Source organism: Treponema primitia, from assembly GCF_046533075.1.
Classification (GTDB): domain Bacteria; phylum Spirochaetota; class Spirochaetia; order Treponematales; family Breznakiellaceae; genus Termitinema; species Termitinema primitia_B.
Map to the genome: position 1 here is coordinate 1 of NZ_JAJQRB010000016.1, position 21,056 is coordinate 21,056.

Below are 21,056 nucleotides of genomic sequence, written 5' to 3' on the forward strand. Positions count from 1 at the left end.
CGTCGTTAAAATAGAGGTGTATGTCCAGGTGGACCGTTTTGCCGGTGAGGTACTCAGGGAGGAGTTCGTTGTTCTGAATGTCCAGAGCGGCGACGGGCCGGCCGATACAGGCGGAGAGGAGATGACGCAGGGCGTCCCGGGAGTCCTCGTTGTCGTCGGTAAAGAGGCTTTTAAAGACAAAATCCGAGAGGATATCCAGGGGAACGCCTTTTTTTGCGTTTTCCCTGGCCTTGCGGCGTAGTTCACTCCACAAAAAGGGGACCAGGAAAGATAGTTTCATAACAGCTCCTTAATGGGCCTAAGCCCGGAATTTTAGGCGCGGCTTTTCGGCCCGCTGTGTATATAAGGGAGCTATGATGAAAAATGCTTTAGTTCGGAGGATCGATTTTTTAAAATTCGTATGCGGTGATTTTTTGGGTCAAGTTTAGCCCCTATGGACCCCCTGTAACTTAGTTTCGAGAACGCACAATACGAGGAAAGAAAAGCGTGCCTGGCACCAGGTGACAGGCACCCAAACGGCGTATCCGAGAAACCGGGTGCGCCGTTTTTTTCAGGGAGACGTGTAACGCAAAGGCGCCTGTCACCAAATTTGTGCTAGCGCAAGTAAGCGCGGGGAAGGAGAGAGCCGTGTTAAATAGATCCCTGCGAACAGGCGCTGGCGGGGGAGGGGGAGCCCCGCTGCGGGATATTTGGAATTCCCTGCTGTAGTAGACCCGCGCAGCGGGGCTGCGGAAGCAGACTCTACAAGCATCCCGCAGCGGGGCTCCCCCTCCCCCACCAGCGTTTTTTCGAATGACCGGTAAGCCAAAGCACCTCAGAAGGCGTATCCGGGAAACCGGGCACGCCATTTTTTCACAGATAGGTTCGCCGATAATCCGGGCGGGGGATTTTTTAGTCGCTTCCGGGGTGTCCTACCCCCCCAGGTACGCCTTCTTCACGTCCGGATTTGCCGCCAGTTCCGCCGAACTGCCTTCGGCGATTATTTCCCCGGTTTTAAGGACATAGCCCCGGCCGGCAAAATCCAAAGCCACCTTGGCATTCTGTTCCACCACCAGGATGGTCATATGCTTTACAAAGTTAAGCTGCCTAAGGGCGCGGAACATTTCGTACATCAACTTTGGCGCCAAACCCATGGAGGGTTCATCCAGCATAATGAATTCGCTTCCGGTCATTAATGCCCGGCCAACTGCAAGCATCTGTTGTTCCCCCCCGGAGAGCAATTCCCCCCGCTGTTTCCGCCGTTCGTAGAGCTGCGGGAAAAGGCCGTAAACCGTTTCCAGAATTTCTCCGGTTATGATATTCTTATTGATATCCTTGCGGTGGGGAAAAGCGGCAATTTGCAGATTATCCTGTACCGAAAGATTACCAAAGATATGCCGCCCCTCGGGGACCAGGGCCAGCATCTTTTTTTGGACAAGCATATGGGGCTCGGTCTTGAGGATGCTCTGACCGTTATACAGGATGTCCCCGCCGGTAACCATCGGCGCTTCAGGCCGGGCCAAGCGGGCCAGACTCATCAGGGCGGATGTTTTTCCCGCGCCGTTGGCGCCGATAAGGGTAACGATCTCCCCCTTATCAATAGTAAACGAGATACCATGCAGGGCTTCGATGTTTCCATAGGAAACTTTCAGATTTTTTACCTCTAACAGCATTAAATCGCTCCGTCCCCAAGATAGGCTTTTATCACCTCCGGGTTGTTCCGGATTTCCTCCGGATCGCCCTGGGCTATCTCCCTGCCAAAATCAATCACCGTAATTTTACTGCACAGGGTCATGATAACTTCCATCTGATGCTCGATCATCCAGATGGTAAGCTTGAAGGTGTCGTGTATCCAGCGGATATAGTCGATCAGTCCGGACACATCGGCGGTGCTCAACCCGGCGGCAGGTTCGTCCAGCATGAGCAGATCCGGCTGCAGCGAAAGCGCCCGGGCAATCTCCACCCGGCGTTGTATACCGTAGGGAAGGTTCTTCGGGTACTCATCCGCCAGATCCGAAAGATGAAATACCGCCAACAGTTCCCGGGCGGACAGGGCAATCTTCTCCTCCCGCTCCCGGTAGCGCCTGGTGTTAAAAAAAGCGTCCGCCGCATTGTACCCCAGTTGGTAATGCTGGGCGATGCGGATATTATCCAGTACCGTCATCTCGCTCCAGAGCCGTATATTCTGAAAGGTCCGGCCCACCTTCATGGCGGCGATCTCGTGGGGCTTTTTGCCGTTGATCCGCACCCCGCCAACGCTGATATCCCCCTCGGATGGAATGTAGAATCCGCTCACCAGATTGAAAACCGTAGTTTTCCCCGCGCCGTTCGGTCCGATGAGTCCGGCGATCTCCCCCTTCTTCAATTCAAGGTTGATATCCGTAAGAGCCTGAAGACCGCCGAAACGGTGGGAAAGATTCTTAATTTCCAGCTGTTGTGTCATTGCCTTTCCCTCCCCGGTTAAATAGTTTTAATTTTGGCAGCACATCTAATATTTCCCGGTTCCCCATAAGGCCCTCGGGACGAAATTGCATAAGTAAAATGAGCAGCAATGGTATAAAAACCCATTTGAGGATCTGCAGAGGCCGCAGCAATTCTAATAGGAAGGTGAAAAATATTGCCGAAAGAACGGAACCCGAAAGGGAACCCATGCCCCCAAGGTAGACCATCACCATCCCTTCGGTGGACTTCATAATATTGAAGGAACCGGGGTTGATGAACCCCAGCATATGGGCAAAGAGCCCGCCCGCAATTCCCGCGAGGCCGGAAGAAAACATAAAGGCCAGCAGCTTCATCTGGTTGGTGTTAACGCTCATAATTTCTGCGGATATCTCGTCGTAGCGGATGGCGGATATCCCCTTCCCCAACACGGAGCCCATGAGGCGTTTAATGGCGACCACACAAATCACCGCAAAAACCATGACCCATATAAGCATCCATGGCAGAGGGAGTACATCGGACATGGCAAACATGGTACTCTTCATCCCCATAAGCCCCCGGCTGGCGCCAATGGCGCTGATATTGTTGATGGCGGTCGTGATGATGTAGTTTGAAGCAATGGTGATAATCGCCAGATAGTCGTCCCGGGTTTTGAAGGAGGGGATAGCCACCAGGAGCCCCGCCAGGGCCGCCGCAATTCCCCCGGCGACGATCACCACCGGGAACAGAAACAGCGCCGTCTGGGGAGGGAACAGGGAATTACCGATAAATTTATTTTCCGTAAAAAAGATCAGTGATAATACGGAAGACACATAGGCCCCCACAGCCATAAACCCCGCATGTCCGCAGGAAAATTCACCCATGTAACCGTTTACAATATTTAAGCTCGACGCAAAAATAATATTGATACAAATGGACATGATCACGCTTTGTATATACTGATTTATAAAACCCAGGGAAGAGAGAAGCACAATTACTACCATAACGATGGCAATAAAAATGATGAGTTTAGTTTGGCTTTTCCTTCTGCTTAACTCCGGTACTAGTGCCATCATTGTTGCTCCTATATCTTTGTGCTGCGGGCTACGCCGAAGAATCCCGTAGGCTTAAGAACCAGGATAATAAGCAATATAATAAAAGATACCAGATCCTTAAAACTCGAAGGAAAGAAGGCGGCGATAAAAATTTCGATAAAGCCCAGGATAAAACCACCGATAAAGGCGCCCTTAATGTTTCCGATGCCGCCTACCACGGCGGCGATAAAGGCCTTCCAGCCTATGATCATCCCCATATAGGGGTCCAGTACGGGGTAGGACATGCCAAAGAGTATCCCCGCCACCGCCGCCAGGCTCGACCCCAGGGCAAAGGTAAAGGTGATCACCCGGTTAACCGGAATACCCATCAGCGGGATGGCGAACTTGTCGTAGGAAATGGCCTGCATGGCCATACCAAGGGTGGTCTTGTGTACGATAAACTGCAAAATACCAAAAACCACAAACGCAGCGATTATAACCAGTACCTTTAAATTAGTAATGGTGATGGAACCAATCTGCCAAATCTGTTTATCCAGAATATCGGGAAAGCGCAGGGCACTGGCGCCCAGGATTGCCAGGTTGCCATTCTCCAGGATGAAGCCCACCATAAGGGCGGTGATTACCACATAAAGCCGGTTGACCCCCTTCCGGCGCAAGGGCCGGTAGGCGACCCGCTCAATGGTGATGCCCAAGAGAGCGGTAACAAGCATGGTAAACAACAGGGTCAGTGCAAAAACCAGCCACCCCCCGCCGACAATCTTTAGCAGCAGGGCGGTGGCGATAAAAAACGCAAAATAACAGGCGGCCATAAAAATATCGCCATGGGCAAAATTGATAAGCCGCAAAACACCGTAAACCAGACAGTACCCCAGGGCAATCATTGAATAGAAGCTGCCCCATTGGAGGGCATTAAAAATATTCTGTAAAACGGTTGTCCACACCGGGATACTCCCCTGTTAATAAAATCACAAACTTGTTACGTATTCAAATTCTCCGGCTTCGTTGATCCGGACTACCACCGCCGGTTTGGCGGGATCACCATTAGCGTCGAAGGTCATTTTGCCGGTAATACCGTCAAAATCTTTAAGCCCCGCAATGGCGTTTTTGATAGCGTCCCGGTCTTTGGTCAGATCCCCGGTAAGTCCCGCAGTCTGAATAGCCTGAAGGATAATCCGGGTCGAATCGTAGGAAAGGGCCGCCACGTCGTCGGGGGTATACCCGTAAGCCGCCTTGTACTGATCAATGAAGGCTTTAGTATTACCTACGGCGCCGGCAGCGGCATAGTGGGTGGTAAAGTAATACCCCGCCACCGATCCTTTGCTCAGGGTCACCAGGTCTGCGGAACCCCAGGAATCGCTGCCCAGTACAGGCTTATTGCCCCAGCCCAGGTCCTTGGCTTGAGGAACGATAAGGGCTACGTGGTTGTAGTAATTAGGAAGGTAGAGCAGTTCCGCGCCGGAATTGACGATCCGGGTTAACTGGGTGGAAAAGTCCTGATCCTTCTGACCAAAGCTTTCAAAAGCCACCACCGAACCGGCGCCATTGGCCTTTTCCCAGCTAGCCTTAAAGAGTTCCGCCAGGGTCTTGCAATAATCGTCCTCCAGGTTATACAGGATGGCGGTCTTGGTTATGGAACTATATTGACTTTTGGCAAAGCTGACCGCCGCCGGAGCCTGGACCGGGTCCAGGATACAGGCGCGGAACACATAGGGCCGGTTCAGGGTAACCGACGGATTCGTCGCCCAGGGGGAAACCATGGGAACCTTGCTTTCGTTGTTCACCTGCCCGGCAGGAATAGCCCGGCCGGAACCGCAGGGGCCCACCACCGCCAACACCTTGTCTTGGTCGATAAGCCGGTATGCCGCCTGAATGGCCGACTCCGCCTTCAACTCATTATCCACATAGACAAATTCAAGCTTGTACTTCGTACCCTTTACGTCCAGACCGCCGCCGGCATTAACATCCTTTAGAATAAGCTCGGCGGCATACTTGGCCCCTTCTCCAATCTTGGGGGAATCTCCGGTTAAGGGAATATTAAAGCCGACTTTGATTATCTTCTCCTTCTTACCGCCGCAGCCAGTTACCATGAGTACCGTAACCAGGGCTACCATAAGGGCCTTCACAATTACTTTCTTTTTCATCCTTTTTCCTCCATTTATGTAACTTTTGTCCTAGCTCGTATACAAGGCAACTGTATACAAATCAGGGAAAATATTCAAGTATAATTATTCAGGTTCCTTACAAAGGATGTGCTTTTCGTCAAAATTTGTGTATTTTTATGCGTTATCCTTATAAAATACACAATAATACATAAATGTATGAAATAATAATCGTTTTTTTGCACTTTTCAAAAAATAAGTCTTGCGTAGGATCGAATTCTATGCATAAACTACTCTATACATGAATATATATACAATCAGAATGTACAGTCTTGTAATTAATTACAGGAGATAAACTATGGACTTGATTATTAGAAACGGAACGGTAATTACAGCTGCAGGCACATTCTCCGCCGACATAGGAGTTGAGTCGGGAAAGATAAAAACTATTGCGGAAAAAATCGAAAACTCCGCAGTTAAAGTGGTGGACGCCACGGGTCTCTATGTGCTCCCCGGCGCCGTTGACGTGCATACCCATTTGCAGATGCCCTTCGGCGGCACCGTTTCTGCGGACAGCTACCAGTCCGGCACCAGGGCGGCGGTCTGCGGCGGGGTCACCACGGTGTTCGACTACGCAATCCAGCGCAAGGGTAAGGGTATCCTGGAAACCGTCAAGGAACGGCAGGCCATGGCCGAGAGCGTTGCTTGCAGCGACTACGCATTCCACTGCGCCATCACCAACCTGGGGGAGAACGCAGAATTACTGGAGGAATTCCCCGCAGCCGCCGACTATGGGGTAAGCAGCTTCAAATGCTTTATGGTTTACCGGAAAGAAGGGATGATGATCGACGACGGTCAGCTCATGCGTATTCTGGAAAAGGCCAGAGAAACGGGGATACTCACCAATGTACACGCCGAAAACCCCGACGTGATCGATGCCAGAATCGCTACCTTCCTTAAGGATGGCAAAACGACCCCCTGGTACCACTATATGAGCCGCCCGGAGTTTGTGGAGGCCGAGGCGGTGAAGCGGGCCATCCATTGGGCGGTATCGGCAAACGCGCCCTTGTACATTGTACACCTTGCCTGCAAAGAGGGCCTTGAGGCGGTGGCTGCGGCCCGGTCCCAGGGCTATCCCATCTATGCCGAAACTTGTCCTCAGTACCTGGAATTCACCTCCGATGTATACAAACGGGAGGACGGCAGAAACTTTGTCTGCTCCCCCCCCATGAAGGGGCCGGAAAGTCAGGATGCCCTCTGGAAGGGAATTCAGCGCAGGGTTATCGACACGGTGGCCACCGACCACTGCCCCTTCAAGCAGGCGGAAAAAGACTGGGGTAAGGATAACTTTACTAAAATTCCCAACGGCTGTGCGGGCATAGAAAACCTCTATCCCTATATGCTTTCCGCAGCCAATTCCGGCAAAATCAGTTTTTCCCGGGCGGTGGAGCTCTGCGCCGAAACCCCGGCTGCCCTTTTCGGCTGTACCACTAAGGGCAGTATTACTGTGGGCAAGGATGCGGATCTCGTTCTCTACGATCCCAAAAAGGACTTTGAGATCAGTGTCAAAAACATGCACTCCGATTACGACAACACCATCTGGGAAGGGAAAAAACTCAAGGGCTACCCGGTCCAAACTTATCTCCGGGGAACCCTGGTCTACGATAACGGAACTTATGTGGGTACCCCGGGCAGCGGGAAGTACATAAAACGCGGAGCATCGGGAAGGAGATAAGATGGCAGCAAAACTGCGGTTCCTTAACCCCCTGGAGGAAAGCTCCAGGTGTATGATGTGCCATGACGCCCCCTGTACCGCAGCCTGCGGCACAGAAAGCGATCCCGCAGCCTTTATCCGGAATGTGCGTTTCGGCTTGGGGGAAGGGGCCTTGTCCGGCATGGCGGCTTGTACTTCCTGTACGGAAAAGCGCTGCGAACGGGCCTGCATCCACTACGATTTCCCCATCCGCATCAGCCAGCTTAGAGCAGCCGTCACCCCGCTGGCCGCCTCGGGGACATCCGGTGCAGCATCCACGGCAAGACCGGCAGCCACGGTCAATCCGGATCTGTCCATTGACTTTTGCGGAATACACTGCGAGAACCCCTTCTTTTTATCCTCCTCCATAGTAGCGGGAAACTACGAAATGTGCGCCCGGGCACTGGACAGGGGCTGGGGGGGAATCGTGTATAAAACCATAGGGATGGGCACGATCCGGGAACTTTCCCCCCGGTTCGATGTGCTGAATAAGGAGCGCACCCCCTTTGTGGGGTTCAGAAACCTGGAACAAATATCCGACCGCCCCCTGATGGATAACCTGGCGGATCTGAAGCGGCTCAAAAAAAATTATCCTTCCAAGATCATCGTAGCCTCCATTATGGGGGAAAACGAGGATGAGTGGACCAGCCTGGCGGCGGACTGTGAGAAGGCGGGGGTTGATATTATTGAATGTAACTTTTCCTGTCCCCACATGAGCGCCAACGGCCTGGGTTCCGATGTGGGGCAAAACCCTGACCTGGTGGCCGCCTTTACGGCTGCGGTAAAACGGGGGACCCGTCTGCCGGTTCTGGCGAAAATGACTCCGAACCTGGAGTCCATGGTTCCCCCCGCAGAGGCGGCCCTGAAAAGCGGCGCCGATGGTATCGCTGCGATCAATACGATCAAAAGTTTCACCGGCTTCAACCACCAAACCCTCAGGGCCCTGCTGGACGTGATGGGAAAATCCGCAGTTTCAGGTTATTCCGGAAAGGCCATAAAGCCCATAGCCCTGCGCTTCATCTCGGAACTAAAAACTTACCCCTCCACTGCCGCCGCTCCCCTAAGCGGCATGGGGGGCATAGAAAACTGGCAGGACGCTTTGGACTTCCTGCTCATGGGGTGCGATAATCTCCAGATCACCACCGCAGTTATGCAGTACGGGTACCGGATCATCGACCCTCTTAAAGCGGGAATCTCAGCGTTCATGAACCGAAATGGATTTAAAAAGGTACGTGAAATAGTGAGCAGGGGCATTGGGGTATTTGCCTCTGCCGGCGAATTGGACCGGGAAACCGTGATCCACCCAAAAATAGACGGGGACCGGTGTATCTCCTGCGGCAGGTGCTTTGTGTCCTGCAATGACGGGGGGCATCAGGCGGTTTTATGGGATACACAAAAAAGAACGCCCAAAATCGATACATCAAAATGTGTGGGCTGTCACCTCTGTCTCTATGTGTGCCCCTCGTCGGCCATTTCCGCAGGCGAGCGGGTCCAAAAAAAGGCGCCTGGCGCCATATTGCCCGGTGCCGTATAGGAGGAACTATGTATACCTGTGGAAAAGATCGGGTAAAGGACAAAATCGAGACTTTTGCCAAATTCGGCGATACCGGGAAGGGGGGGATAACCCGCTTTTCTCTATCCCCGGAGGCCATAACGGCGCGGAAGGAATTTATCAAACGGATGGAAGCCCTGGGGATCCAAACCGTCACCGATGATATGGCCAATATGTACGCCACCGTGCCTGGGGGCGATAACAGCCTGCCCCGTATCGTCCTGGCATCCCATCTGGATTCGGTGCGGAACGGCGGCAACTACGACGGCATCCTGGGGGTCATCACCGCCCTGGAGGTGGCGGAAACCATAGTTCGGGATAAGATCCCCCACCGCCACCCCATCACCGCCATGGTCTGGACCAACGAAGAGGGCTCCCTCTATCCCCCGGCTATGATGTCATCCGGGGTAATCTGCGGAAAATTCAAAAAAGAAACGGTACTCAACTCCAAAAGTGTTGAAGGGAAGACCTTTGGGGAAGCCCTGGGGGCGAGCGGTTTTGCAGGGAGTGAAGCAAACCGGCTTAACCCCCAGGATTACTGCGCCATGCTGGAACTCCACATTGAACAGGGACCCATCCTGGAGGCGGAAAAAAAGCAGATCGGTGTGGTAGACGGGGTTCTGGGGATGTTCAATTACCGGATCAGCGCCTACGGGCAATCGGATCACGCAGGAACCACCCCCATGTCCTTCCGCCGGGACGCCCTCCTGGCAGCGGCGGACGCCATAAAATACATCCATACCGAATTGGATAAACTTGCCAAGGACATAGTCTACACCACCGGGGAAATCATCCTCCACCCCAACGTCCATACCGTTATCCCTGACTTTGTAGAATTCTCCCTGGACGTCCGCCATTGGGACCCGGCAATCTTGGAAAAAGCCCTTGGGGTGGTGAAAAATATCCCCAAGGAACTGGATAAGTGCGAAATTAAGTACAAAGAGGCCTGGTCCCGGAAACGGGTCAGCTTTAATGCGGAACTGGTGGATCTGGTGGAAAAAACCGCCAAGGAGCTGGGCTACTCCTATATGCGTATCCACAGCGGTCCCGGGCATGATGCCCAGTATGTGGCGGACCTGCTCCCCACCACTATGATCTTCGTCCCCAGTAAGGACGGACACAGTCACTGCGAGGATGAATCTACCTCCGTGGAAGAAGCATGGCAGGGCATCAATGTAGCCCTGAATACGATCCTGGATATTGATAAAAAATAGATGCTGATAACAAAACCCTCCGGTTATTGCCGGGGGGTATTTTAATTCATATTGTATAAATAAACGAAATTTTTGCATTAAAATACAAAAAAACTCTTGATTAATTAAAAATACTGTAATATTATACAAAAATGGTTTATTCAGACACGATTTTTATTAATGGGAATATTTATACTCTGGATAAGGACAAGCCCTCAGCTCAGGCTATGGCGATACGGAACGGTGAAGTTCTCGTTTTAGGGGATACCCGGGATTGTGATATCTATAAGGGACCGGAATCAAAAATAGTGGACCTTGAGGGGAGAACGGTACTGCCGGGGTTCAATGACACCCACTGCCATCTCCTGTCCCTCCGGGGCCAGCAACTGTTGCAGTTGGATTGCTCTCCGGAAAAAGTTAAAAATATTGACGATATCCTGGAAATTATCAGGAAGGGGGTTGAGAAGACCCCCGCCGGGGAATGGGTCCTTGGGGGTTCCTACGATCCCATGAAACTGGCGGAAAAACGTTCTCCTACCCGGTGGGAATTGGATAAGGTTTCACCAAACCATCCGGTTCACCTCCGCTCCCAATCCTGTCATATGGGGGTGATCAACAGCCTGGGGTTTGCCCTTTCCGGTATAACCAAGGATACCCCCAACCCTCCGGGAGGCGAGTTTGAAAAGGATGCCAAGGGTGAACTTACGGGCATCTGCAAAGAGGAAGCCCACTTCCTCTTCGTCACCGGCATGGGGACTGAGTTCAGTTACATACCTCCCTTTAGCTCCGAACAATACCTGGAGGCCCTGCGTCGGGCCTGTAAAGAATACAATAGCTATGGGATCACTAGCATAGGGGATGCCCTGGCGGGTCCCCCGGAGATACGGGCCTTTACCCAGGCTTACCAGGAAGGGATCCTTACCGTCCGGGTTTATATGATAGTCCTGGACATCAATCTTCCCACGATAAAAAAACTGGGGCTTCCCACGGGTTATGGCAACGACTGGGTACGCATCGGGGGTATCAAAAGCTTTGCCGATGGCGCCACCGCGGGTCATACCGCCTGGGTGAGCGAACCCTATCTTAACCGGCCGGATTACTACGGGATTCCCACCAAGACCCCCGCAGAAATGGAAGCCCTGGTGATGGAAGCCCATTCCGCAGGAATGCAGATGGAAATCCACGCCAACGGCGACCGAGCCATAGAGATGGTCCTGGATGCCTACGAAAAGGCCCAAAAAACCTTCCCCCGCAGGGATCCCCGCCACCGCATTGCCCACTGCACCATAATCAACGATAAGCTACTGGACCGGATAAAAAAACTGGGGGTTGTGGTTTGCCCCTTCGTGTCCTATGTCTGGGAACATGCAGATAAGATGGGTCCCTACGGAGACAGGGTGGAGCGGATGTTCGCCCACCGGTCCTTCCTGGACCGGGGTATTCCGGTAGGGGCAAGCTCGGATCACCCCTGCGGCACCCAGGACCCCTACAAGGCTATCCAGGCCATGGTGACCCGGACCAGCGCCAAGGGGGAGCCTGTGGGCTTAAAGCAGAAAATCACCGTGGAAGAAGCCATCAGGATCTACACTCAGGGCAGCGCCTACGCCACCTTCGAGGAAAACCGCAAGGGGACCCTGAAAAGCGGTATGCTGGCGGATTTTATCGTACTTTCCGGGAATCCCTTCAAAACCGATCCCTTCGCCATCCACGAACTGAAAACCCTTCAGACCTATGTAGGGGGAAAGCAGGTTTACAGTGCGCTTTGATCTCTTTAAGAAGCGCATTTTATAGTCGTCTTTTTTAAAGGTTTTCGTTGAAAACCCTAGTTCGTAATTGGAGGTGTGGTAATGGCTATCAAACATTACACAGGCAGGACTGTTTTGTTTCTGCTCATTTTTATCGGATTCCTCATAATGGAATTCCCGGGGGTTTTGTTCTTTAACAGAATAGACCCAATTATCTTCGGATTGCCCTTCATCTATAGTTTTACCCTTATCATGTGGGTAATCATGGTGGTCCTTATGTACATTGGTTATAAAACCAACTGGGGTAAGGGTAAGAATTTTAACGGAAAGGAATCCTAGGAGGTCCCCATGGTACAAAACATTATCGCAATTTTAATTCTGGGCTTATTCATGCTCATCCCTCTGGGGATGGGTATGGTGGCCAATAAAAAGCTCCTCCCCACCACGGAGGACTTCTTTGTTCAGGGCCGGTCCATGGGTTCCGTGGCGGTATTTTTCACCGTAGCGGCCACATGGTGGAGCGCCTTTGCCTTCCTGGGGTCCAACGGGTACTTCTACGCCCAGGGACCAGTCTACTGGACGGCCATAGCGTGGAATATCCTATTCGGCTTTTTGTATTACCTCATCGGCAAGCGGGTATGGTATTTCGGCCATAAAAATAACTACATCACCGCCAGCGATTTCTTTCGGGACCTCTACGGTTCCCCGGTTCTGGCAAACCTGGTGGCGATTATCATGTTGGTCTTTACGGTCCCCTATCTTCAGATCCAGCTTACCGGCGGAGCCTACCTCATCGAAGTAGCCTCCGGGGGACTAATCCCTTGGAAGATCGGCGGATTACTTTTCTACGCCGTAATCATCGTCTATGTATGGGCCGGCGGGTTGCGGGCCGTGGCCTGGACGGATATCTTTTACGGTATCCTCCTTTTCTTCGGCATGGTTTTCGCCGGATTTTTCTTGGCCGCCAAAGTTGGCGGTTCCACCCAGCTTTTCCAGACCCTGCGGCAGACCGCTCCGGAATCCCTGACATTGCCTGGTCCCAAGGGCAATATGGGTCCCATGATGTGGGTATCCATGTTCATTATCACCCCCCTGGGTTCCTTCATGGGTCCCCAGCTTTGGACCCGGATGTATGCGGTAAAATCTTCCAAGCTCTTCAACCTCATGCCCTTCCTGCTTGCCTTTGCGGCTATTGCCTATATCGGCTCCATGCTGGTGGGCAATACCGGAATCATCCTGGAACCCAAGGCGCCGGTGGCGGATCAGATACTGCCCCTCATGCTCTTTAAGTACGCCCCCTTTGCCTTAGCGGCCATGATCTGTGCCGGCGGCGCGGCGGCGGCCATGTCCACCGCAAACTCCCAGATCCATTCCATGTCGGCGGTATATACCATTGATATACACAAACGGTATATCAATAAAAATGCGGATCACAAAAAACTGATCAGCGTGGGACGGATAAGCATCCTTATCTTCGGATTGGGGGCCTACTTTATGTCCGTATTTGTCCCCGGTCTCCTGGTAACCATCGGACTTGTGGCATTGTCGGGTACTGCCCAGATCTTCATCCCCACTGCGGGGATCCTCTTCTGGAAGGGCGCCAATAAAAATGGGGCCATTGCGGGTCTTCTGGTGGGAATTATCATCATCTGCCTTATCACTTTTGTCCCGGCCATTAAGGCTCCCTGGGGTATGCACTCCGGTCTCTTTGCCATCATCGCTAACCTCTTGGTCTTTGTGGTGATTAGCCTTGTCAGTCCCAAACGGACCGAGGCGGAGGTGAAAAAATTCAAGGAACAGAAAGAAGAGTACCACGCCAGTTATTCCTGATGTTACTTCGGTAATCTAAACCCGGCTTCCCAAAAGGAAACCGGGTTTTAATTGCATTAGGCCCGTCTAAAGATTGGTATATTGTGCAAAAGCGCATGTTAACGGTATATTTCTGATATTGATTTTTTATCAAAACTTAGTAAATACAGGAGATACATATGTCCGAACAGTCTATAAAAGCGAACCATACTACCTATAACCTTCAGTCATGGTCCAAACAAAAGGGGTTGAACCCCGTGGTTATCGAAAAAGCCGAGGGGATCTATATATGGGACCCCTCGGGCAAACGGTATTCCGATATGTCCAGCCAACTGGTAAATCTGAACCTGGGCCATGGAAACCGGGCGATTATCGAGGCTATCAAGGCCCAGGCGGAAAAATACTGCTATATCGGTCCCTCCTACGGCAGCGAACCCCGGGGGGAACTGGCAAAGCTCCTGATTGGGCTCATGCCCGACACCTTTGGGAAGATCCTCTTTACCAACGCCGGGGCGGACGCCAATGAAAATGCTGTAAAGATCGCCAAAATGGTTACCGGCCGTCACAAGGTCTTTTCCCGGTACCGCAGCTACCACGGCTCCAGCTTCGGCGCGGGGAACCTCACCGGCGAACCCCGCCGCTACCCCCTGGAACCGGGGATTCCGGGGTTTGTCAAATTCTTCGACCCCTATATTTACCGGGAGCCCATCACCTTTGAATCCGAAAAGGCCGCCTCGGACTACTATGTGGCGAAACTCCGGGAGCAGGTGATCTACGAAAACCCCTCCAGCATAGCCGCCCTCATTGTGGAAACCGTTACCGGATCCAACGGGGTCATCATTCCCCCCGAAGGGTACCTCCAGGGGGTCCGCAAAATTTGCGATGAATTCGGCATACTTTTGATCTGCGATGAAGTTATGATGGGCTACGGCAGGACCGGAAAGATGTTCGCCTTTGAGCACTTCGGCATCAAGCCGGATATCATCACCTTTGCCAAAGGAACTACCTGCGGGTATGTCCAGCTCGGCGGGGTGGCGGTGACCAAGGCCATTGCCGACTACTTTGACGATAATCTCCTCTCCTGCGGCCTTACCTATTCCGGCCATCCCCTGGCCTGTGCCGCAGGGATCGCCTGCGTCAACTACTATATCGAAAACAAGGTCCTGGATAACGTACAGGCCCGGGGCGCGGAACTCAAAACCACCCTCAATTCCTTTAAGGAAAAACACAAAAGTGTTGGAGATACGCGGGCCATCGGCCTTATGAGCGTGGTGGAACTGGTCAAAAATAAAAAGACCAAGGAACCTTTGGTTCCCTATGGCAAGGACCCCGAGGGAACTATGAAGAAGATCAACGGGGAACTGGCAAAACGGGGGTTTATGACCTATATCCACGAAAATATGATCATCATTGCTCCGCCGCTCATCATCACCGCCGAGCAGCTTAATGAAGAGTTAGCCAAACTCGACGAGGTTCTGGGCTTAGTGGACGGGATGATTTGACAGGAAATACCATGAATATCAATTACTTTATGCCCACCAGGGTTGTTTTGGGGGCAGATTGTATTTTCAGCAACCGGGCTTTCCTGGGCGGGCTGGGGAAAAAGGCCCTGATTGTGAGCGGGAAAAATTCGGCCCGGGCCAACGGCTCCCTGGCGGATACGGTAAAGGCCCTGGAAGCGAACGGGCAGTCCTCCTTTTTGTACGATAGGGTGATGAGCAACCCCACGGTGGACTGCGCCTACGAGGCCGCCGATGCCATTAGCCGGGAGGGCTGTGACTTTATCATTGCCCTTGGCGGCGGTTCCCCCATGGACGCCGCCAAGGTTGCCGCCCTTCTGGCCCTAAACCGGGTGGAAAAGCCGGCCCTCTTCGGCGCCGCTTTTACCACGGCCCTGCCCATTGCGGCGGTTCCCACCACCGCCGGTACCGGTTCCGAGGTTACCCCCTACGCCATACTCACCAATGATGTTGCCCGGACCAAAACTTCCATCGGTACGCCGGCCATATTTCCCCGGTACGCCTTCCTGGACGCCCGGTATACCCTCGGCCTCAGCCCGGCAATCACCATTAATACCGCCATTGACGCCCTATCCCATGCGGTGGAGGGGATGCTTTCCGTAAAGGCCTCGGCCATCACCAACGCCCTGGCCAGGGAAAGCATTTCCGTGATAGCCGGATGTTTCGGCGCCCTGGGGGAAGGCCGGGCGCCGGATATAGGTATACGGGAAAGGCTCCTCTACGGCTCCATGACCGCAGGTATGGTCATTGCCCACACGGGCACCACCGCGGTTCACCCCATGGGCTATACCCTCACCTATAACCACAATATCGATCATGGCCGGGCTAACGGCTTGATCTTTGCGGAATTTCTAAAGATTATTGAGAAAAAGGAGAAAGACGGTTCCCGGCGAATCCCGGCCATACTTTCCGCCCTGGGCATGAAATCCCTGGATGAATTCACCGCCGTCTTAGATCGCCTGTTGGGGAAGAAAGAGCGCTTTGAAACCGCCGTCCTGGAAGGGTACGCAGCCCAGGCGGCCAAGGCCAAAAATATCGCCAACTGCGTAATCAGGCTTGAAGAAGAAGATCTGTTGGAGATCTTTAAAAGATCCATCGGATAAAGCAGAATAATGAATTTGGAGGAAACCAGAAATGAGTGAAATTAAGACACTACAGCCCTTTATTAACGGCGCCTATTGCAAAAGCGAAACCGACAAGTTTACCGACGCCTACAACCCCAGCACCGGCGAGGTGATCGCCCGGGTCCCCAGTTGCACGGTAAAAGAGGTGGACTTCGCCATAGAGTCGGCAAAAAAGGCCTTCCCCGCCTGGGCTGCCACTCCGGTATTAAAGCGGGTGGAGGTACTCCACCGCCTGCGGTCCCTGCTGGTGGACAAGATGGACGAGCTTACCTACCTGGTGGCCTTTGAAAACGGCAAAGCCTGGGAAGAAGCCAAGGGGGATGTACTCAAGGCCAAGGAGGGAACCGAACACGCCATAGCCGCCCCGGAATTGCTTATGGGGGAAAGTCTAATGCAGACATCTACGGGCTTCGACTCGGTCCTATACCGGGAACCTCTGGGTGTTTTTGCGGGTATTACCCCCTTTAACTTTCCCGCCATGATCCCCATGGGCTGGATGGCCCCCATGTGTATCGCCTGTGGTAATACCATGGTGATCAAGGCTTCCAGCCAAACCCCTCAGTCCGCCCTCCGTATCGTAGAACTGTACAAGGAAGCCGGGCTGCCCGATGGGGTACTCAACGTAATAACCTGTACCCGCACTGAGGTAAACCATATCATCCAGCATAAGGATGTGAAGGGCATCAGCTTTGTGGGTACCACCGGAGCCGGACTCCACATCTATTCCACCGCCGGCGCTGCGGGCAAACGGGTGCAGTGCCTCTGCGAAGCGAAAAACCACGCATTGGTACTGAACGATGCACCGGTGGGACGTACCGCCGCGGGGATCATCAACTCCGCCTACGGCTGCGCCGGTGAGCGCTGCATGGCCCTGCCGGTGGTTGTCGCCCAGGAGGATATCGCCGACGATCTGGTAGCGGCTATCGTGGAACAGGCAAAGAAACTCAAGATCGGCCCCGCCTACGACAAGACCACCGGTCTGGGCCCGGTCATTTCCGCAAAACACCGGGATTTGGTGATTAATTGGATCGAAACCGGTATTAAAGAGGGGGCCAAGCTGGTCCTCGATGGCCGGAACGTCACGGTTCCCGGTTTTGAGAAGGGCTATTACCTGGGCCCCACCGTATTGGACTACGTAAAACCGGGCATGACCGTGGGGGATCGGGAGATCTTCGGACCCGTGCTCTGCATCAAGCGGGTAAAGGACTTTGAGGAAGGGCTCCAGTTAATGAACGCCAACCCCTATGCCAACGGCTCGGTGATCTTTACCCAGAACGGTTATTTTGCCCGGGAATTTGCCCACCGTACCGATGGCGGCATGGTGGGAGTAAATGTGGGCATTCCGGTACCAATCGGAATATTCCCCTTCTCCGGACATAAAAATTCCTTCATCGGCGATCTTCATTGTCTCGGCAAGGATGGGGCCCGGTTCTATACTGAAACCAAGGTAGTAACCACCCGCTGGTTTGACGAAGCGGAAAGCCGCCGCCGAACCGTGTCTACTTGGGACGGCACTATTTAAGGCGGGGAAAAGGGCAGAGAGTATCAATGCATTATTACAGTACCAGGAACCGGTCGAACCCGGTTAGTTTTGCTACGGCCGCCCTCACCGGCCTTGCCCCGGATGGGGGACTCTTCATACCCGAGGAGATCCCCTCCTATCCCGGGAGGGTAAAGAATTCCCTGGGGACCATGAATTTTTTCGACATCGCCTTTGAAACTATCCGTCCCTATGTCCACCCGGAACTGCCGGACTCCGTTTTAGAGGATCTGGTCCACTCGGCCTATCCCTTTGCGGCGCCCCTGGTAAGCGTGGGGGACCGGCTGGTGCTGGAACTTTTCCATGGCCCCACCGCCGCCTTTAAGGATTTCGGCGCCCGGTTTATGGCCCGGGCATTTTCTTACCTTCGCCGCGGTGAGGACAAACCACTGCGGATACTGGTGGCCACTTCCGGAGATACCGGGGGCGCGGTTGCCGACGGCTTCTACGGCGTGGAGGGCATTTCTGTAACGGTGCTCTACCCAAAAGGCCGGGTAACGCCTTTGCAGGAAAAGCAAATCGCCGGTCTCGGCGGGAATATTGACGCGCTTGCGGTGGAGGGCAGCTTTGACGACTGCCAGGCCCTGGTAAAAGCCGCCTTCGGCGATGAAGATCTGCGGAAACGGCTGGTCCTTTCTTCCGCCAACTCCATCAATGTGGCCCGGCTCATCCCCCAGGCCATCTACTACAGCGCCGCTGCGGGCAAGGCCTTTGCCGGCAAAATCGACAGCGATAGTGAAGCCACCCCCCGGGCGCCGGACGGCCAAGGGGCTTCCAAAACTTTTACAGCATACGGCGTTAAAGCCGGAAACCCTATCACCTTTTGTGTGCCGAGCGGTAACTTCGGTAACCTTACTGCGGGGCTCTACGCTCTAAAGATGGGCGCCCCCATCCGTGGTTTCATTGCCGCCACCAATATCAACAAAACGGTGCCGGATTATCTGGAAAGCGGGGAGTACCATGCCCGCCTATCCCAGGCAACCATTTCCAACGCCATGGACGTAGGCGCTCCCAGCAACTTTGAACGCATGGCCGCCCAATGGACCCTGGAGCAGCTACGGAACATGATCCGCGGTGTCCACGTATCCGATGAGGATACCCGAAAAACCATAGCTGCGGTCCACGACACCTACGCCTACTTCCTCGATCCCCACGGCGCCGTGGGCTGGAGAGCAACAGATATACTGTCCGCCGGAAACGATCCGGTCAAAGGCCCGTTAGCGGTACTGGCAACCGCCCATCCGGCAAAGTTTGCGGAAACCGTGGAACCCCTGGCCGGTCCCGTCCCGGCGCCTGCGGCTATAAAAAACGCCCTGGGCCGCATCGCTTCTGCAAGGGTAATACCGGCGGAGCTTTCTGCGTTCAGGAATAGCTTGTAAGGCAGGAGGAGCTTAAAACCTATCACCGACACTTACGCCGCATTAAATCTAAGCGTACCGGGACAGGGTTAGCTGCATCTACTCTTAACAATAAGTTCCATGCGGTGTATACTCTTTTTACCATGTTACAAGAAAAAGGGATAGTAAAAAAGAACCCTTTCTGCAAATTTAATATAGTCCTCCGAGGAACTCACGGAACTACCCGGCGGGTCTTTTCTCTTTCAGAAATCAACGTTTTTTTAAGCCGGTTTGACACCAATACCCTCCAGGGCTTAAAAGACCGTACCCTGTTTGAACTGATCTATTCTTCCGGGTTACGGGTAGCAGAAGTCGCTTCACTTAAAGTGAAAGATATTGGGTTTGAGCAGCGTGAAATGATAGTACGGGGGAAGGGGGACAAGGACCGAATAATACCATTTACCGCCGAGGCGCTAAAATGGCTCTATATATACCTTGGAAAACGGATAAATACGAGAGAGTCCTGGGTATTTCCGGGTAGGGGGATAGCCCATAGAGAAAACCATGTACTGTCTACCAGCATAAGCGAGCGGTTTGCCTATTTGCTCAATAAGTTTGGCATGGCCAGGAAGGGAATAACGACCCATTCTATACGGCATACCACGGCGACACAATTGTTAGAGAATGGAGCAAGTATCTTTTTTATACAGGACCTCCTAGGGCACAAAAACCCGGAAACCACGGTACGGTATACGCATCTCCAGATAGAACAGCTACAGAAAGTGTATTTAAAGTACCATCCATTTGGGAACAAATCTTTCAATGCAATCAGAGAAAAGTATTTAAGGGGCATAAATTCCTTAATTTCCAAGAAACAGGGAAAGGCAGGTTTACATGAGTAATTTAGTAATATATAAAAAAGTACCTCGAAAACCGATAATTTGTGGGAGAAAAGCCCAATTTCAAAAAAGGAAGGGCTATAGAAGAGCCAATTTAAACGATAAAAATGTCGATTTTTCCCAAATATTTTTTGTCAAATTCGACAACCCCATAAAGTATACAGACCCTGATGGAAGAATTGATTGGCCATTTGGGAATACTTTTGACCCTCTAAGTGATATTAAAGAAGTATTATCGAATTTTGATACGGGTTTACAGCTTGCTGATCTAGCGAAGAATGCACAAACCGATACCGGCGCGCAGGAAATTTTAAAGGGAATAGTCGCGGACGCTAGTATTGAAGCTGGTATAAAGACCGCCGATGCATTGTCAGAAGTGGCCGGTGACATGTCTTTAGTAACTGGTGGAACTGGTGCTGCGGTTTCAACAGTTGCAGGGGCAGCGGGGGTAGGACTTCGGGGTGCAAAAGCAGCACGTCACCCAACAAATGAAAATGTTACAGATGCAGTAAACGCTGGAGAAAAACTTGTGGTTTCTACCGGTCTCGGATATGGTGGTTCTATGGCGCAGAAAATATTAGGAAAAGCCGGTATTGCAATTTCTGATAAGTTTGTAAAAATTGCAGATTATGCAGGTTCTCTTGTTGATAAAATATTGAAAACATTTTTTTCTGATGAAAATTGAATATAATGAAAAAAAAGATATGGGGGATACTTCAAGCAAGTTTCTATCTTCTCTTGTTTGTGATTTTTATTTATTCAATTCTAAACTATAAAGATAGGTACTGGAGGCTTATCTGTGGTGTTCTCGGGCTGCCATTTGGCTTGTTTGGTGCTATAAGTGATATTAAAGCCCAAAAAAGAACACTTGAAGATGATGAGGAAGAAGAAATTATTAGAGCGAATAAAAGGCTAGGTGTATGGAATATTTCAAAAGCAATAGGATTGGTTATAATTTCAATATTTTCCATTACATTTTTTTGTATGGGGTATTGAAAGTGAACCTGGATATAGCACCGAAGGTTGTAAAGTT

Annotated in this window: 19 protein-coding genes; 13 read left to right on the plus strand and 6 right to left on the minus strand. The window is 52.3% G+C overall.

Annotation, left to right across the window (positions count from 1 at the left end; all coding sequences use genetic code 11):
• From LQZ19_RS02765 to LQZ19_RS02790, 6 genes are all read right to left on the minus strand, one after another.
• On the minus strand, positions 1-280 hold a 280-nt coding region (locus tag LQZ19_RS02765; RefSeq protein WP_411046116.1), incomplete at its 3' end, for a PD-(D/E)XK nuclease family transposase.
• Between the two features lie 631 nt (positions 281-911).
• Entirely contained in the window at positions 912-1,652 is a 741-nt protein-coding gene (locus LQZ19_RS02770; protein WP_411046117.1) for an ABC transporter ATP-binding protein, read from the minus strand.
• Positions 1,652-2,422 carry an ABC transporter ATP-binding protein gene (locus LQZ19_RS02775; protein ID WP_411046118.1) on the minus strand — a complete coding sequence of 257 codons (771 nt, stop codon included), beginning with the start codon at positions 2,420-2,422 and terminating at the stop codon, positions 1,652-1,654. The genes LQZ19_RS02770 and LQZ19_RS02775 overlap by 1 nt, the downstream gene beginning before the upstream one ends.
• Complete coding sequence (locus tag LQZ19_RS02780) at positions 2,400-3,473, minus strand: branched-chain amino acid ABC transporter permease (protein WP_411046119.1); 1,074 nt, start codon at positions 3,471-3,473, stop codon at positions 2,400-2,402. The genes LQZ19_RS02775 and LQZ19_RS02780 overlap by 23 nt, the downstream gene beginning before the upstream one ends.
• Positions 3,474-3,481: 8 nt before the next feature.
• Positions 3,482-4,393 carry a branched-chain amino acid ABC transporter permease gene (locus tag LQZ19_RS02785; protein WP_411046120.1) on the minus strand — a complete coding sequence of 304 codons (912 nt, stop codon included), beginning with the start codon at positions 4,391-4,393 and terminating at the stop codon, positions 3,482-3,484.
• A 24-nt stretch (positions 4,394-4,417) separates the two neighbouring features.
• Positions 4,418-5,593 (minus strand): ABC transporter substrate-binding protein, encoded by a 1,176-nt coding sequence (locus LQZ19_RS02790; protein ID WP_411046121.1) that lies wholly within the window; start codon positions 5,591-5,593, stop codon positions 4,418-4,420.
• Positions 5,594-5,909: 316 nt separating this feature from the next.
• Here LQZ19_RS02790 and hydA point away from each other — a divergent pair, with 316 nt between their 5' ends.
• From hydA to LQZ19_RS02855, 13 genes are all read left to right on the plus strand, one after another.
• A complete protein-coding gene (gene hydA, locus LQZ19_RS02795; protein ID WP_411046122.1) occupies positions 5,910-7,286 on the plus strand; it encodes a dihydropyrimidinase in 1,377 nt (458 codons plus the stop codon).
• 1 nt (position 7,287) lies between these two features.
• A complete protein-coding gene (gene preA / locus LQZ19_RS02800) occupies positions 7,288-8,838 on the plus strand; it encodes an NAD-dependent dihydropyrimidine dehydrogenase subunit PreA (protein WP_411046123.1) in 1,551 nt (516 codons plus the stop codon).
• Positions 8,839-8,846: 8 nt separating this feature from the next.
• Positions 8,847-10,070 (plus strand): Zn-dependent hydrolase, encoded by a 1,224-nt coding sequence (locus tag LQZ19_RS02805; protein ID WP_411046124.1) that lies wholly within the window; start codon positions 8,847-8,849, stop codon positions 10,068-10,070.
• A gap of 131 nt (positions 10,071-10,201) precedes the next feature.
• Positions 10,202-11,815, plus strand: a complete 1,614-nt coding sequence (locus LQZ19_RS02810) for an amidohydrolase (RefSeq protein WP_411046125.1) — start codon at positions 10,202-10,204, stop codon at positions 11,813-11,815.
• Between the two features lie 81 nt (positions 11,816-11,896).
• Complete coding sequence (locus LQZ19_RS02815; RefSeq protein ID WP_411046126.1) at positions 11,897-12,133, plus strand: DUF3311 domain-containing protein; 237 nt, start codon at positions 11,897-11,899, stop codon at positions 12,131-12,133.
• A 9-nt stretch (positions 12,134-12,142) separates the two neighbouring features.
• A complete protein-coding gene (locus tag LQZ19_RS02820) occupies positions 12,143-13,624 on the plus strand; it encodes a sodium:solute symporter family protein (protein ID WP_411046127.1) in 1,482 nt (493 codons plus the stop codon).
• A 158-nt stretch (positions 13,625-13,782) separates the two neighbouring features.
• Positions 13,783-15,105, plus strand: coding sequence for an aminotransferase class III-fold pyridoxal phosphate-dependent enzyme (locus LQZ19_RS02825; RefSeq protein ID WP_411046128.1), 1,323 nt, complete (start codon positions 13,783-13,785; stop codon positions 15,103-15,105).
• An 11-nt stretch (positions 15,106-15,116) separates the two neighbouring features.
• Positions 15,117-16,226: an iron-containing alcohol dehydrogenase family protein gene (locus tag LQZ19_RS02830; RefSeq protein WP_411046129.1), complete on the plus strand. Its 1,110-nt coding sequence runs from the start codon at positions 15,117-15,119 to the stop codon at positions 16,224-16,226.
• 31 nt (positions 16,227-16,257) lie between these two features.
• Positions 16,258-17,769, plus strand: coding sequence for a CoA-acylating methylmalonate-semialdehyde dehydrogenase (locus LQZ19_RS02835; RefSeq protein ID WP_411046130.1), 1,512 nt, complete (start codon positions 16,258-16,260; stop codon positions 17,767-17,769).
• Between the two features lie 26 nt (positions 17,770-17,795).
• Positions 17,796-19,166, plus strand: a complete 1,371-nt coding sequence (locus LQZ19_RS02840; protein WP_411046131.1) for a pyridoxal-phosphate dependent enzyme — start codon at positions 17,796-17,798, stop codon at positions 19,164-19,166.
• Positions 19,167-19,288: 122 nt separating this feature from the next.
• Positions 19,289-20,026, plus strand: a complete 738-nt coding sequence (locus tag LQZ19_RS02845) for a tyrosine-type recombinase/integrase (RefSeq protein ID WP_411046132.1) — start codon at positions 19,289-19,291, stop codon at positions 20,024-20,026.
• A complete protein-coding gene (locus LQZ19_RS02850; protein ID WP_411046133.1) occupies positions 20,019-20,708 on the plus strand; it encodes a hypothetical protein in 690 nt (229 codons plus the stop codon). Before LQZ19_RS02845 ends, LQZ19_RS02850 begins: the two co-directional genes overlap by 8 nt.
• Before the next feature lie 5 nt (positions 20,709-20,713).
• Entirely contained in the window at positions 20,714-21,019 is a 306-nt protein-coding gene (locus LQZ19_RS02855; RefSeq protein ID WP_411046134.1) for a hypothetical protein, read from the plus strand.
• Positions 21,020-21,056: the final 37 nt, after the last annotated feature.